The sequence below is a fragment of the Acinetobacter silvestris genome, assembly GCF_002135235.1.
Lineage (GTDB): Bacteria > Pseudomonadota > Gammaproteobacteria > Pseudomonadales > Moraxellaceae > Acinetobacter > Acinetobacter silvestris.
The window spans coordinates 175,430-190,134 of record NZ_NEGB01000001.1 but is presented as its reverse complement, the minus strand read 5'-3'; the positions used below and the strand labels follow the sequence as shown (position 1 = coordinate 190,134).

Here is a 14,705-nt window from a genome sequence, read left to right as displayed (position 1 = left end):
CCAATTATGCATATAAATTATATTAGGATTAGATCATAGCTAAAAAATACGCCAGACTCTAGAGTCTGGCGTATCTTTATATTATTGTATAAAAAATAGTAAATTAACCAATAAAAATTAGTTATTTAAACGTTGTTCCAATTCATCGGCAGTCATGTAAGCACCAATATGTTCACCTGCTTCATTATAGATTGCAGGGGTACCATTGACGCCCATGTTGAGGCCGAGTTGATATTGGTCACGGACTGGATTTTTGCAAGTGGCTGCAGGTAATTGAACCCCTGCAATGGCTTGGTCAAATGCAGTTTGACGATTGGCACTACACCAGACACTTTCCATGGCTGGCATAAATTGTTCACCACGTGGCCAAGCAATATAACGGACTTCAATGCCTTTAGCCGTGATTGCAGGAATTTGTTCATGTAGTTTGTGGCAATACGGACAGCTTGCATCGGTAAAGACATAAATCACATGTTTGGTTTTACCTTGCGCAGGATAAACCAGTAAATCTTCTTTTTTCAGGGAAGAGAGGTGTTTTTTATTTTCAGTGCTTTGTAACTTGTCACTAATGCTACTCAGTTGTTTACCACCGAGACGAATGACATCCCCTTGGATGAGGTATTTACCATCACTGGTGGCATAGACTGAATTGGTACCTTGCATATTTACCCAATACAAGTTCGGTACTTCTGTTGGTTTTACATCGGTAATTTTGGCAGTAATGCCAGCAGTTTTAAAATGGTTTTGTAAGGTCTGAATCAGTCGCTGCTGAGAGTTGCGCTCGGTTAAGTTTGACGCTTCACCCGTTGCAGGTGCTGTTGCTGTCAATGTGCCATCATCTTTTTTAGCATCTGGTTTTGAGCATGCAGTCAATACTAACCCGCTGGTTAGTATACAAGCCATCATCAATTTCGAACGATTCAATTGCATAAACAACTCTTTCTGTTTTTCAGCATTATTTTAAGTGGTTAAGAATAGCAAAAAAATACACCCAGTTCGTTAAAACTTGATTAAGGGGGGTAAATTGGCGATATAAATACCACAGTCCTTATTTTATGCTTAAGCCCGTGGATGATGTTGTGCATGTAATTCTTGCATACGAACTTGCGCGACATGGGTATAAATTTGTGTGGTGGATAAGTCACTATGGCCCAGCAGCATTTGTACCACACGTAGATCGGCGCCGTGATTGAGTAAGTGTGTGGCAAAGGCATGTCTTAATGTATGTGGAGACAGTTCGGTCTGCACGCCAGCTTGTAGTGCATAGCGTTTAATGGCATACCAAAAGTTTTGTCGGCTCATAATGCCGCCATGTTGGGTTAAAAATAAATAATCCGTGGATGATTTATACAATGCTGCTCGGGCTTCAGCTAAATATTTTTCAACCCACTCACATGCTATTGCGCCCAATGGAACAAGACGTTCTTTATTACCTTTGCCGACAATACGCAAATAGCCTTGCTTTAAATTAATTAAATCCAAACGTAGATTTAACAGTTCAGTCACACGTAAACCACAAGCATACAAAACTTCCAACATGGCACGATCTCTTAAACCTAATGCGGTACTAATGTCAGGTGCTTGAATGAGCATGTCCACATCTTGTTCTGATAAGTCTTTAGGTAAAGCCCGCCCGAGTTTTGGGGTTTTATGTGCCGCAACAGGGTTGTCTAAACGAATTTTCTGTTCGCGTAAAAATTTATAAAATGAACGTAGTGCAGATAAGCTACGAGCAATAGAACGAGGACTTTTACCTTGTTTGGTGAGTGCAATTAAAACATCAGAAATTTCATCATGCGTCCAGTCTGGCAAGTAGGCAGAGCTCAATTCACTACATTGGATCAGGTCAGATAAATATGCATTTCGGGTATGTGGACTAACCGTGTGTGCAATTAAATAATCTCTAAAGCTTTGTAAAAAGTTTAAATTTTCAGGAATGGTAACTGCTGTAGGAATACGGGGTTTTTTATTCAGCATGGGTTATTTTGACTTCGGAAGTACAATTTAAGAATGTAGCATTGAAATGTAGATTAAAAAAACTCTAAACTCACATAGGGCAGCTAAATGAGAATTGTAATCAGACCTCACTTGGTAATTATTCTCATTTGTATGTATAATAAATTCAGTTTTGAAATAATTTCAGGGTTAGATGCAGTGCGTTTGTCAGAATTGAAAGTAAAGCAGACTGCGATTATCAGCAAAGTAAATCGTACTTTAAGTGATAATTCGAGTTCTCCCGATCTCATTGCGAGCCGTTTGGAAACATTGGGTTTTGTACCGGGCACATCGGTGCAGGTGATTACCAAAGGTATTTTTGGCGGTGATCCTATTCTCATTCAAGTGGGCTTTACCCGATTCGCGCTGCGTAAAGTCGAAGCTGAAAAAATTGAAATTAATCTTGAAAATACTGATGATTCTATAGGAGTTTCCGCATGAGTGATGCGTTACGTATTGCCTTGGTGGGAAATCCTAACTGCGGTAAAACCTCTTTATTTAATCATTTAACGGGAACGCGCCAAAAAGTTGCAAACTATGCGGGCGTTACTGTTGAGCGTAAAACGGGTACTTTTAACTTACCTTCGGAGCGTATAGTTCGTGTTTTAGATTTACCCGGAACATATAGTTTAGATGCAACCAGCCCAGATGAAGAAATTACCCGCGATGTGGTGCTGGGAAAAATTAAAGATGAACAACATCAAGATGCATTTCTGTGTGTGGTGGATGCCAGTAACTTAAAGCTGCATTTGGGTTTAGTGCTGGAAGTCATTGCGCAGGGCAAACCAATTTTATTGGTGCTCAATATGATGGATGAAGCACGCCGTCGTGGCATGCAGATCAATACCCAAAAATTGTCCCAACGTTTAGGTATTCCGATTGTTGAGACTGTTGCAGTACGCAATGCTGGAATTGAAAATTTAATCGCAGCTTTAGATCAAGGCAAGTTTAGAACGCCAGATACTGAGTTGAGTGATATCGGCATTCAGGGCTCGATTCATCAAAAGGTAGATTCTATCCTTAAAGATGTTGTGAACTTTGTAAATCATGAAGATAAACGCACAGATTTCCTCGATAAAATATTTTTACATCCTGTCTTTGGTTTAGTCAGTCTTGCAGTAATGATGTTCGTCGTGTTCCAAGCAGTATTCTCTTGGGCTGCACCGTTTATGGATGGAATTGAATCTTTATTTGGGCGTTTAGGTGAATTGATCGGCGCTTATATTTCACACCCATTGCTGCATAGTTTGGTGGTGGATGGCATTATTGCTGGAGCGGGTAGTGTTCTTGTTTTTTTGCCACAAATTTTAATTTTATTCTTTTTTATTTTGGTCTTAGAAGAGTCAGGTTATTTGCCACGTGCTGCATTTTTACTGGATAAGTTGATGTTTAAAGCAGGACTGAGTGGCCGTGCTTTCATCCCACTGCTTTCAAGTTTTGCTTGTGCAGTTCCAGGGGTAATGGCAACTCGGAGTATTAGTGACCCTCGAGATCGTTTAGTGACGATCTTGGTTGCACCCTTGATGACCTGTTCGGCTCGTTTACCCGTCTATGCACTTTTGATAGCGGCATTTATTCCATCAACGACAGTTTGGGGCTTTCTGAATCTACAAGGTTTAGTTCTGTTTGGTTTGTATATGGCAGGCATTGTGAGTGCATTGTTGGTGGCATTTGTCTTAAAATTTTTCCAAAAAGATAAATCACAACATGCATTACTGATGGAGTTGCCAAGTTACCGTATTCCAGATGTCAAAAGTATTTGGATTGGATTGTTGGATCGTGCCAAAATTTTCTTAAAGCGTGTCGGTGGTATCATCTTCGCCCTCTCGATTTTGCTGTGGTTCTTATGTACTTTCCCGCAAGCACCCGATAATGCGGCATTACCTGCGATTGATTATAGTTTTGCAGGGATGCTTGGGCATATCATGCAGCCGATTTTTGCACCAATTGGCTTTAATTGGCAAATTTGTATTGCCCTGATTCCAGCAATGGCTGCACGTGAAGTGGTCGTTGCTGCTTTAGGTACGGTATATGCCTTATCTGCAACCAATGATGATGCGATTGCACAAGGTTTGTCACACTTAATTAGTGCGGATGGTACGGGGTGGTCATTGGCAACGGGGCTATCCTTATTGGTTTGGTTTATCTATGCACCGCATTGCTTAGCGACTTTAGCGACAGTCAAGCGTGAAACAGGCTCATTGAAAATAGTTGGGAGTATGGTCGCATATTTATTTGGTTTGGCCTATTTAATGTCATTCCTTACCTATCAGATTGCGTCACATTATTTCGGTGTATAACCGAAGGAGATTGAGATGGTTGAATTACTGATTATTACCGCATTGGTACTTTGGAGTGCTGTTGTGGTGTTTAAGAAAGTTTTTCCGAAAACTGCAAATTCAGTTTTTATGTCTTTGTCGAACAGTTGTAGCAAGCAAGGTTGGTCAACTTTAGCGAAGTGGCTAAAGCCAGCTGCGGTGATGGGTTGTGGTGGTAGCTGTGGTTGTAGCAGTGATGAATCGGATAGTCCTAAAAAGATAGAAGTCCAAGCGGTGAAATGGAAATAATACGTTTGCTTGAGATAAATTTAAAAAAGCCGTCATAATTGATGGCTTTTTTACGCACTGACACAAAAAACTCTAGAGAAAGTTAAAACAGAAAAAGCAATAAAATCGGCAAAGTGCTAACATTTTGCAAGTTTAAAAAAATCAAATGCTGGTGGGCAAAATGTTAATACAACGTGGTGGTTTAAAAGTCGTGGCTGGACTTGGAGTTTCAGGGGTTTCAGCAGTTAATTTTTTACATGACAAAGGCTACCGCGTTGCTGTAACGGATTCCCGAGAAGTTCCGCCAGGACATGACCAAATTCCTGCTGATGTGCAAACCCATTTTGGTCAATTTGACCAAGAATTATTGCTCCAAGCTGAAGAAATTATTATTAGTCCTGGGCTTGATCCTAAACTTCCAGAAATTCAGGCTGCGATTGCGAAAGGTATTCCTGTCGTGAGTGAAATTCAAATTTTACGTCGTGCCACGGATAAACCTATCATCGCAATTACCGGCTCGAATGCGAAAAGTACTGTTACGACTTTGATTGGTCTTATGGCGCAAGAGGCCGGTGTTAAAGTGGCAGTGGGGGGGAATTTAGGCCGCCCAGCATTGGATTTAACCAAAGATGATCCTGACCTTTATATTTTAGAATTATCAAGTTTTCAGCTTGAAACGACATCGCATCTTAATGCCGAGGTCGCAGTGGTTTTGAATATCAGTGAAGACCATTTAGACCGCCATGGTGATATGTTTGCTTACCACACTGCAAAACATCGTATTTTCCAAGGTGTCAAAAAAGTGGTGTTTAACCGTGATGATTCATTGACGCGTCCGTTGGTACCAGATGCTACGCCAATGCAAAGCTTTGGCTTAAATGCACCTGATTTAAATCAATACGGTGTTCTTAAAGAAGATGATGGCACAATATGGTTGGCACGTGGTCGCGAGCGTTTATTGAAAAGTATAGAAATGTATATGCAGGGAACGCACAATGTGGCTAATGCATTGGCCTGTCTGGCACTTGGTGAGGCGATTGGCTTACCTCGAGATTCGATGCTTGAAACACTAAAAACTTTTAAGGGCTTAGAACATCGCTGTGAATTTGTTAAAGCAGTGAATGAGGTTCGTTATTATAACGATTCAAAAGGCACCAATATTGGTGCAACTTTAGCTGCCATTGATGGCTTAGGTGCAGCAATTGAAGCACAACCAGGAAAAGTGCTGATTATTTTGGGTGGGCAGGGTAAAGGTCAAGACTTTACCGCTTTACGTGATTCGCTCAGCAAGTATGCCAAGCTGGTCGTGCTGATTGGTGAGGATCGTTCCATTATTGAGGCAGCAATTCAAGGTACAACCTCAATAATGCATGCAGAAACCTTAAAACAAGCCGTGGAAGTTTGTCAGCAGCATGCACAGGCTAAAGATGTGGTGTTGTTATCGCCCGCTTGTGCAAGTTTTGATATGTTCAAAGGCTATGAGCAGCGCGGTCATCAGTTTGTTGCTTGTGTGAATGAACTCAACTAAGAATAATCATAAGGAATAGAATATGGCTGGGTTAGCTCAGACAACCATAAGTAAAATTAATCAAGTGTATGACAAGTGGTTACCTAAACTTCCAGCGGAGCTTACCGCTCGAAATGTCTTAATTTTTTGTGTGATTGCTTTGCTATGCATTGGTTCAGTCATGGTGGCTTCAGCCTCTATGCCTTATGCAGAACGTATGCATGAGGCTCCTTTTCACTATGTGATTCGTCATGCGATTTCCATTGTGGTTGCTGCTGCTGCTGCATTATTTGTATATAAAATTTCGTTAAATGTTTGGTTTAAAAATACCTTTCCATTTTGGTTGCTGACTATTTTTTTACTGCTTGCTGTATTGTTGGTGGGGACAGAGGTCAATGGTTCTACGCGATGGATTCGTATAGGTGGATTTACCTTACAGGCAACGGAAGTGGCTAAGGTTATGATGGCCATTTTTACGGCTGATTATGTGGTGCGACGGGCTGAAGAAGTTCGAAATAATATCAAAGGTTTAGTCCGCTTGGGTGCGGTGATGCTCATTACGGTCGGGCTGATTATTGCAGAACCTGACTTGGGTGCAACAGTGGTAATTGCGGTGATGATGTTGGGGGTTTTTTTCCTTGCAGGCGCACCTTTAATCCAGTTTGGTATTGCATTTGGTGCAATTTTATCTGCATTTGTATTTTTGATTGTATTTGAACCGTACCGTTATGAGCGTTTAATGTCATTCTCAAACCCTTGGGCCGATCCCTTGGGTACAGGCTATCAACTTTCTAATGCACTAATGGCATTTGGTCGAGGTGAATGGTTCGGCGTTGGTTTAGGGCATAGTATCCAAAAAATGTCATATCTTCCAGAAGCACATACTGACTTTATGTTGGCGATTCTAGGTGAGGAATTTGGTTTCTTTGGGATTGCAACAGTATTAACGCTGTCATTCGTGATGTTGGCATGTTGTATTCGTATTGGTCATCGTGCATTGCAACATCAATATTTACGTGCAGGCTATTTGGCCTATGGAATCAGTATTATTTTCTTATTACAGATTTTGGTAAATGCAGGCATGAATATGGGTATGTTACCGACCAAAGGTTTGACTTTGCCATTCATTAGTTATGGTGGGTCATCTTTAATTATGTGTGCAGTGATGATTAGCTTGATTTTAAAAATTGATGTAACAACACAAAAGGCTAATCCTGCAAGAGAAGAATCGAGTTTCTAAAACCGATTCCCTTATAGAGGAAAATGGTGTGACTAGGTTGAGGTCACACCATTTTTTTTGCATAAATATCAACCAAGATGACTGTTGCACCGTATTTGGGAATATTTGAAAGGTCAAGTAATGGAGTGGTTGAGATTAAATTTTATCAACATGCGGGATTTCGATTTTGAAACTCAGTATAAAAAGAGTTTATAGATAAATACCATTCATCTCGGTTCCCTGCGGAATACGCTTAATATCCCACTGAGCGATTGCCTGAGCCAGCATTTTATGTGGTTGATCTAAATCTACAGGATGTTGTCCTAAGGCCAAAATGGCGTGTTGAAGCAACTGAGGTGCATTTTGAAGATCTAAGGCGCGTGCTAAATTTTGTTTTGACAGTTTTTGACCTTCAGCATTCATGGCTAAAGGTAAGTGCATATATTGTAATGTCGGATAATTGAGTAATGAGCCCAACCAGATTTGACGTGCAGTATTGTCGAGTAAATCTGCACCACGAACGACATGCGTCACGCCTTGTAGATAATCATCAACGACTACAGCTAACTGGTAGTTAATAATGCCATCACGGCGTTTGAGTACAAAATCGCCCAACTGGTTTTCTAAATTGGAACAATGAGAGCCTTGTAAGCGATCTTCAAAGCAAATGTTCTGATTTGAAACTTTAACCCGAATGGCATGTTGTTCGAAGGGGAGGTGTAAACCTCGGCATGTCCCTGCGTAGATATGATTTGAGCCTAATATTTTACGGGTACACTGGCAAGCATAGATCAAATCTTTTTGCTTAAGTTGTGCTAAAACAGCTTCATAAAGATCTAGACGATCTTTCTGAAAAATAATTTTGACATCAGATTCAAATTCAAAGGCATCTAGACATTGGAGAATGTGTTGTTCACTGTCAGGATAAATGCGTGGAATGTCAGTATCTTCTATACGGACAATCCAAGTTCCTTGCTGTGCTTTAGCATCGCAATAACTTGCAACAGCAGTAATTAAAGAACCAAAATGCAACGGGCCGGTTGGCGATGGCGCAAACCGACCCGTATAACGGTGATTTTGTGTCGACATGAATGACTCAAATTAACCGTTATTTTGCTTCTCTTTGATTTCTGCTAATGTTTTACAGTCAATACATAAAGTTGCAGTTGGACGTGCTTCTAAACGACGTAAACCGATTTCGATACCACAAGTTTCACAGAAACCGTAGTCATCGTTTTGAATCGCTTCAATCGATTGTTCAATTTTACGAATGAGTTTGCGTTCACGGTCACGGGTACGCAATTCAATCGCAAACTCTTCTTCTTGCGTTGCACGGTCATTTACATCTGGAAGTGAAGATGATTCATCTTGCATGGTGTTCAAGGTGCGATCAACTTCAGACATGAGTTCAGTTTTCCACGCGAGCAAAATTTTACGAAAATGCTCGAGTTGCCCTTCAGACATGTATTCTTCATTTTTTTTCGGTTGATAAGGTTCAATACCAAAAAGGCTTGCTGTCGTACCGCCTTCTGATGCCTTTGGCTTAGTTTTACGGACACGTTTCGTAGCTTTTTCGTCTACAATAGCATCGGTTTGTTCATCTAAGATTTGGTTTTGATTTTCAGTCGCCATAAAGGGCATTCCTCATCATATACGTATATCTATACGCAAAAAATATGGTGATATGCAAGTATTTTTATCGCTGCCGATAGAATGTTGCCATCGGGGGTCGTCATCATATAGAGTTTTTACCAAAGATGAAAGCCATGAATCCAATGATCTGACTTTATGCATATCTTTATAGGAGCAATAACTTAATGGAAAACATAGCAAATGGAAAGCTAATAACCTGAAATTTCCTGCATTATTTTTTGGCTAAAGTTTTTAAGTCGAAAAACTTCAGTTTCAAATTCGCCATTTTCTTTTAATTGTAAATAACGATAACCAGGCGCCATATCATCTAAAGCGAAATTATGACTCAATGGCTTAAATTGGACACAGGTTGCTGGTGTGGATAAAAATGAAATTCCATTCCAAACATGCTTAGAATCTTGATGGACATGTCCGTAAATGACCGCTTTAATATGTTTAAAATGTTCTAAAATGTGAATAAATTCTTCTGTATTTTTGAGTTTATGTTGATCTATCCAATGTGATTTCATTGCAAAAGGATGATGATGACAGGCTAAAATAATATTTTTATCGAGCTGTTGTTCAAGAATCTGCTTGAGATGTTGTAGTTGCTCTGTTTGAATCCAACCATCAGTCTGTCCTTGTACGGCACTATTTAATAAAATAATGCTCCATTCACCTAGCTCAATTACTGTGGGTATCGGATCTGGGGTGTGAAAAGGGAAGTGAGCTAGATCATCATGATTCCCTGGAATTTGGAAAAAAGGAATTCCAAGTTTTTGCATGTAATTTTGATAGCGCGTATATGTTTCTGGATTGGCGATTTGTGCCAGATCCCCAGTATGAATCAGCGCATCAATATGCGGAAAGCGCTGTAATAAATCATCTATCACGGCATGAAAGTTTTGTTCAGGATTGATCTGCACGAATTCCGTTTCAGGCTGATCCATGAGATGAGTATCTGTAATTTGAATAATAATTTTATTCTGTAAATTCGGTGGTTTTAATGTTGGCATGTCTTCCCCTAGACACATTTATAATGTAGATATATGTTGCTTAAGCCATTGTAAAGCCATAATGACAGGTGCATTACGTAATCGGTTACCGTTTAATAATGTATTGAGTTCTGAGTATTGAATTAAATGTAATTTTATATTCTCACCTTCATCCAGCATACCGAAAATACCACCTTCGGAGGGTAGTGTTGTTTGGGCACTATATAAATGAAAAATTTCATTGCAGGCACCCGCTGAAGGATAAAAAGTAAATAGATGTTCTAATTGGTTGATTTCACAGCCTGATTCCTCAAGGCTTTCACGTCTTATACAGCTTGCTGGTGATTCATCACCATCAAGCACGCCTGCAATAATTTCAAGTTGCCAAGGGGAATCAATATCTTGTATTGCTCCTACTCGGAACTGTTCAATTAAGGCAAATTTTTGTTGTTTGTCATTGTAGATTAAAACACCGGCAGCTTCTTTACGTGCAATCAATTCACGTGAGATCACAGGCGTAGAATCATCTTGATTAAACAGGCGATGCTTGAAACTTACTTTCTCCACTTGAACAAAACCTTGAAACACAGATTCACGTGATTCTATTTTAAAATCGGTGTGGTCATAGGTCGCGTGTTGAAGAATATCCATAAACTCAATTAGAAGGAAACATGTTTATTTCATCCTAACTGAGAATTGGAAGAAGACAAATATTTTTTTAAATCTTTACACTTTATGGTACAACTTTTGCCCATGTTCCTGATAAGCGGTTTTCATTGCTTCGAGACCTGCTTCAACATTGGAATCTGACTCTTTATGGAGCTTGGCAATATTTTGATTTTGCGCATAATCCCGCACATTTTGTGTGATTTTCATAGAGCAAAATTTAGGCCCGCACATTGAACAGAAATGCGCAGATTTATGGGCTTCTTTAGGCATGGTCTCATCATGCATTGAACGAGCAGTGTCTGGGTCTAGACTTAAATTAAATTGGTCATCCCAGCGGAATTCAAAACGTGCCTTTGAAAGCGCATTATCTCGTACTTGTGCCCCCGGATGGCCTTTAGCTAAATCGGCAGCGTGTGCGGCAATTTTATACGTAATAATGCCATCTTTGACATCTTTCTTATTCGGTAAGCCTAAATGCTCTTTCGGTGTGACATAGCAAAGCATAGCTGTACCATACCAACCAATCATGGCTGCGCCAATTGCAGAAGTAATATGGTCATAGCCCGGGGCAATATCCGTGGTTAAAGGGCCTAGTGTATAGAACGGTGCTTCTTGGCAAACTTCGAGTTGTAGATCCATATTTTCTTTAATCATATGCATAGGCACATGCCCCGGACCTTCAATCATCACCTGAACATCATGCTCCCAAGCCCGGTGCGTGAGTTCACCTAAAGTACGTAGTTCGCTAAATTGAGCTTCGTCATTGGCATCTTGAATACAACCTGGTCGTAAGCCATCGCCTAAGCTAAATGAAATATCATACGCTTTCATGATTTCACAGATTTCATCAAAATGGGTGTAGAGAAAGTTTTCTTCATGATGTGCCAAACACCACTGCGCCATGATTGAGCCACCGCGTGACACGATACCTGTTAAGCGATTTGCAGTTAAAGGAACATAGCGTAAAAGTACACCTGCATGAATGGTAAAGTAATCTACCCCTTGTTCGGCTTGTTCAATCAAGGTGTCTTTAAAAATTTCCCAAGTTAAATTTTCGGCAACACCATCGACTTTTTCTAACGCTTGATAGATAGGTACCGTTCCGATTGGGACTGGTGAGTTGCGGATAATCCATTCGCGCGTTTCATGGATGTTTTTACCAGTGGATAAGTCCATGATGGTGTCTGCACCCCAACGCGTCGCCCACGTCATTTTCGCTACTTCTTCATCTATGCTCGAACCCAGCGCAGAGTTTCCGATATTGGCATTAATCTTAACCAAAAAATTACGCCCAATAATCATCGGTTCAATTTCAGGGTGGTTGATATTTGCTGGAATAATAGCGCGACCTTCAGCGATTTCCTTGCGTACAAATTCAGGCGTGATTTCTTTTAGATTTTTTGCACCAAAATTTTCACCGACATGTTGGCGCATATCAACACCTTCACCTTGACGCTGATTTTCACGAATTGCAATATATTCCATTTCAGGCGTAATGATGCCTTGGCGTGCATAATGCATTTGCGTCACGTTTTTACCCAATTTGGCACGACGGGGCTTTTGAATATGGGCAAAACGAATATTTGCAGTGCGAATGTCATTGGCGCGTTGTTGGCCAAATTCTGAAGACAGATTGTCTAAACGTTGAGTATCTTGGCGTTCTTCAATCCAGGTTTCACGGACATAAGGTAGGCCTTTATTCAAGTCAATTTGGATCGATGGATCGGTATATACGCCGGAAGTGTCATAAACCATCACAGGGGGATTATATTCTCCACCTAAACCAGTTGGGGTGTCTGAGAGGGTAATAGCACGCATGGGAACTTGAATATCAGGGCGTGAACCTTGGAGATAAACTTTAGATGACGCAGGTAAAATACGGGTTAAATCTTTGGCATCTTGCTCATGTTGAGCAGAAACAGGGGCTGAAGATAGATTCGTTAATTGGCTCATTGCAATGATCCTTATGAATGACATCAACGAATCAAGCACGACCAAAAACGTGGCAGACTTATCTGATGTTCAAATCTGAGTTGAATTGAAACAATAGATAAATTGAGGGCTTAAGTTTTCAGATGGCTTGATTCCTACGCAGGTCTTAACCTGATCAGGTTCAACGGTACTTGTGTTTAAGTTCATTCTGGTCATAAGACTAGAAGATACTGACACAATCTCAGCGAGGGTTTACTCGCGCTCCGTCAAGCTATGTGAGAGATATTATCATGTGATGTGGATAAAAACACTCACATTAATGATCTGTTTTAGCGGAATGAATATTGCGTATTTACACGCTATTCATGGCTATTATTGATGATTTTTAATGTATATATTTCTGATTTAATATTAAATTGGGTCAATTTTTCCAGTTAAATCACGATAAAATTTAGTGTCATTTGTAAAATAGGATGTTGGTATAGAACGTTAATGCAGTATTAGGTGAAGAGCTTAAAGGTCGGTTTGGAGTGTGCTGAATGGATGTTGCTTAGGGAATAAATAGCACAAGAACTCAGCTATATAAATGTTGGGTTGATGATGAAATAATCATCTACTGTCATCAAAACTTCATACAAGCTATGTTTTAATATTCACCGGTACTGTTTTCATTGCGCTGTAAGTGGAGTAACTCATCTTGAGCCCAAGCAACCCGATTTTAAATCATCATATTTCCTCGCAATTTAATGAGGATTTACAAGATGTAAATACTAAATTTATGACCATGGGTGGTTTAGTTGAGCAACAAGTTGCGAATGCGATTCATGCTTTGCTCGACACCAATGCGAATTTAGCAATAGAAGTGCAATTTCAAGACAATATTGTCAATCGCTATGAGCGTGAAATTGATGAAGCACTCACCCTCATTTTGGCACGTCGCCATCCTGCTGCGATTGATTTACGCATGGTGATTGCTATGAGTAAAGCCAATACTGACTTAGAGCGGATTGGTGATGAAGCGTCAAAAATTGCGCGTATTGCCCAGAATTTATGTGAGGAAGGTGAGTCGCCACGCGGTTACATGGAAACACGCCATATTGGTAACCAAGTTCGGGTAATGATTCATGAAGCATTAGATGCATTTGCCCGTGTGGATGCAGAGCAAGCTTTAAAAGTTTTACTTGCAGATGCAGATATTGATCGTGAATATCAATCTGCTACACGGACATTGATGACGTATATGATCGAGGATCCTCGTTATATTAGTCGCGTGATTAATGTGATGTGGATATTGCGTTCTTTAGAGCGTATTGGGGATCATGCCCGTAATATTTCTGAGCAAGTTATTTATATGGCTAAAGGTTTTGATGTGCGCCATACCAGCGTCGAAGAAATTGAAGAAAAGGTGCAAAATAGTCATTAAGTTAAGCAAATTGAAAGCTCTGGATGATTCAGGGCTTTTTATTGATGAATGATTTCTGTTTAATTAAAAGTATTTTAAGAAACGCAACGCAAAAAAAATTCCTAGACTTTGGGGAAAATCTAGGAAATAAAACTTAAAACTAAGTGTTGAATCTTATGTACTTAATATAGTGGCGTTATCTGTAAAAGTCATCGTCTTTTTTGTGACGCTTTGTAAGTTTTTATTGTTAAGTGTAGTTTGTGTCATTAAATCTGGTTGATCTGCTAGCTAGGTCTTGTGACCAGGCGCTAATCCAATAAAAACTATTATGAGAATATGAAAAATTATTAAATCGAATGGAATAACGTCAATCAACAATGTGAGGATTGAAAAAATCCCCACGGAGGTGAGGATTTTGATTTGAGAGATCATGTTGAACTGAAAAAAGAATCACTGCTTAGATTTAGATAAAGCTCATATGCTTGTTCTAGATCATTTTAAGGTCATGCTTTTTTAGTTCAGATATGACCTATATGTTTACTCAGGCTTCCAACCTTCGGCTTTTTCGACACTATCATCGTTAGCAAAGAATTTTTCACGCTGTTCTTCTAAAAACTTTTTTGCATCAGCTTCAAACACATTTAAACGCTTTTCATTAATCAATGTCGTTTGATGTTGTAACCATTCTTGCCAAGCTTGTTTCGAAACAGAGTTAAAAAATGCTTCACCTTTTGGACCTGGAAAGGGTGCAAAAGCTAAGCCTTCCATCTCTTTTTGATACTTGCGGCAAAATACTTGTCGAGTCATC

At 39.9% G+C, this 14,705-nt stretch carries 14 protein-coding genes and 1 riboswitch; of the genes, 6 read left to right on the top strand and 8 right to left on the bottom strand.

Features of this window, described 5'->3' with window-relative positions:
- Positions 1-117: 117 nt before the first annotated feature.
- Together B9T28_RS00950 and xerD are read right to left on the bottom strand one after the other, a co-directional pair.
- A complete protein-coding gene (locus tag B9T28_RS00950; protein ID WP_086202093.1) occupies positions 118-930 on the bottom strand; it encodes a DsbC family protein in 813 nt (270 codons plus the stop codon).
- Between the two features lie 129 nt (positions 931-1,059).
- Positions 1,060-1,977 (bottom strand): site-specific tyrosine recombinase XerD, encoded by a 918-nt coding sequence (gene xerD, locus B9T28_RS00945; protein WP_086202092.1) that lies wholly within the window; start codon positions 1,975-1,977, stop codon positions 1,060-1,062.
- A 177-nt stretch (positions 1,978-2,154) separates the two neighbouring features.
- Between xerD and B9T28_RS00940 the strand changes: the two genes are divergently transcribed.
- The 5 genes from B9T28_RS00940 to ftsW all read left to right on the top strand — a co-directional run bounded on the left by B9T28_RS00940 (position 2,155) and on the right by ftsW (position 7,288).
- Positions 2,155-2,436, top strand: coding sequence for a FeoA family protein (locus B9T28_RS00940; protein ID WP_086202545.1), 282 nt, complete (start codon positions 2,155-2,157; stop codon positions 2,434-2,436).
- Entirely contained in the window at positions 2,433-4,295 is a 1,863-nt protein-coding gene (gene feoB / locus B9T28_RS00935) for a ferrous iron transporter B (RefSeq protein ID WP_086202091.1), read from the top strand. Before B9T28_RS00940 ends, feoB begins: the two co-directional genes overlap by 4 nt.
- A 15-nt stretch (positions 4,296-4,310) precedes the next feature.
- Positions 4,311-4,562, top strand: a complete 252-nt coding sequence (locus B9T28_RS00930; protein WP_086202090.1) for a DUF6587 family protein — start codon at positions 4,311-4,313, stop codon at positions 4,560-4,562.
- Between the two features lie 160 nt (positions 4,563-4,722).
- The gene (gene murD / locus B9T28_RS00925; protein ID WP_086202089.1) at positions 4,723-6,069 is read left to right on the top strand and encodes a UDP-N-acetylmuramoyl-L-alanine--D-glutamate ligase; all 1,347 of its coding nucleotides are present in this window, start codon (positions 4,723-4,725) and stop codon (positions 6,067-6,069) included.
- Positions 6,070-6,091: 22 nt separating this feature from the next.
- On the top strand, positions 6,092-7,288 hold the full coding sequence (ftsW, locus tag B9T28_RS00920) for a putative lipid II flippase FtsW (RefSeq protein ID WP_086202088.1): 1,197 nt from the start codon (positions 6,092-6,094) through the stop codon (positions 7,286-7,288).
- A 189-nt stretch (positions 7,289-7,477) separates the two neighbouring features.
- Here ftsW and gluQRS read toward each other — a convergent pair whose 3' ends face one another.
- The 5 genes from gluQRS to thiC all read right to left on the bottom strand — a co-directional run bounded on the left by gluQRS (position 7,478) and on the right by thiC (position 12,516).
- Positions 7,478-8,356, bottom strand: coding sequence for a tRNA glutamyl-Q(34) synthetase GluQRS (gluQRS, locus tag B9T28_RS00915; RefSeq protein WP_086202087.1), 879 nt, complete (start codon positions 8,354-8,356; stop codon positions 7,478-7,480).
- Between the two features lie 12 nt (positions 8,357-8,368).
- Positions 8,369-8,899 (bottom strand): RNA polymerase-binding protein DksA, encoded by a 531-nt coding sequence (gene dksA / locus B9T28_RS00910; protein WP_086202086.1) that lies wholly within the window; start codon positions 8,897-8,899, stop codon positions 8,369-8,371.
- 209 nt (positions 8,900-9,108) lie between these two features.
- Positions 9,109-9,915, bottom strand: coding sequence for a 3',5'-cyclic-AMP phosphodiesterase (cpdA, locus tag B9T28_RS00905; protein WP_086202085.1), 807 nt, complete (start codon positions 9,913-9,915; stop codon positions 9,109-9,111).
- Between the two features lie 18 nt (positions 9,916-9,933).
- The gene (locus tag B9T28_RS00900) at positions 9,934-10,545 is read right to left on the bottom strand and encodes an NUDIX domain-containing protein (RefSeq protein ID WP_086202084.1); all 612 of its coding nucleotides are present in this window, start codon (positions 10,543-10,545) and stop codon (positions 9,934-9,936) included.
- Between the two features lie 75 nt (positions 10,546-10,620).
- Positions 10,621-12,516: a phosphomethylpyrimidine synthase ThiC gene (gene thiC / locus B9T28_RS00895; RefSeq protein WP_086202083.1), complete on the bottom strand. Its 1,896-nt coding sequence runs from the start codon at positions 12,514-12,516 to the stop codon at positions 10,621-10,623.
- Positions 12,517-12,630: 114 nt separating this feature from the next.
- Positions 12,631-12,771, bottom strand: a riboswitch (TPP riboswitch).
- 421 nt (positions 12,772-13,192) lie between these two features.
- On the opposite strand from thiC, the gene phoU reads away from it, so the two are divergent.
- Entirely contained in the window at positions 13,193-13,918 is a 726-nt protein-coding gene (gene phoU / locus B9T28_RS00890) for a phosphate signaling complex protein PhoU (RefSeq protein WP_086202082.1), read from the top strand.
- A gap of 516 nt (positions 13,919-14,434) precedes the next feature.
- On the opposite strand, the gene B9T28_RS00885 is transcribed toward phoU, so the two are convergent.
- Entirely contained in the window at positions 14,435-14,704 is a 270-nt protein-coding gene (locus B9T28_RS00885; RefSeq protein WP_086202081.1) for an oxidative damage protection protein, read from the bottom strand.
- Position 14,705 lies beyond the last annotated feature (1 nt).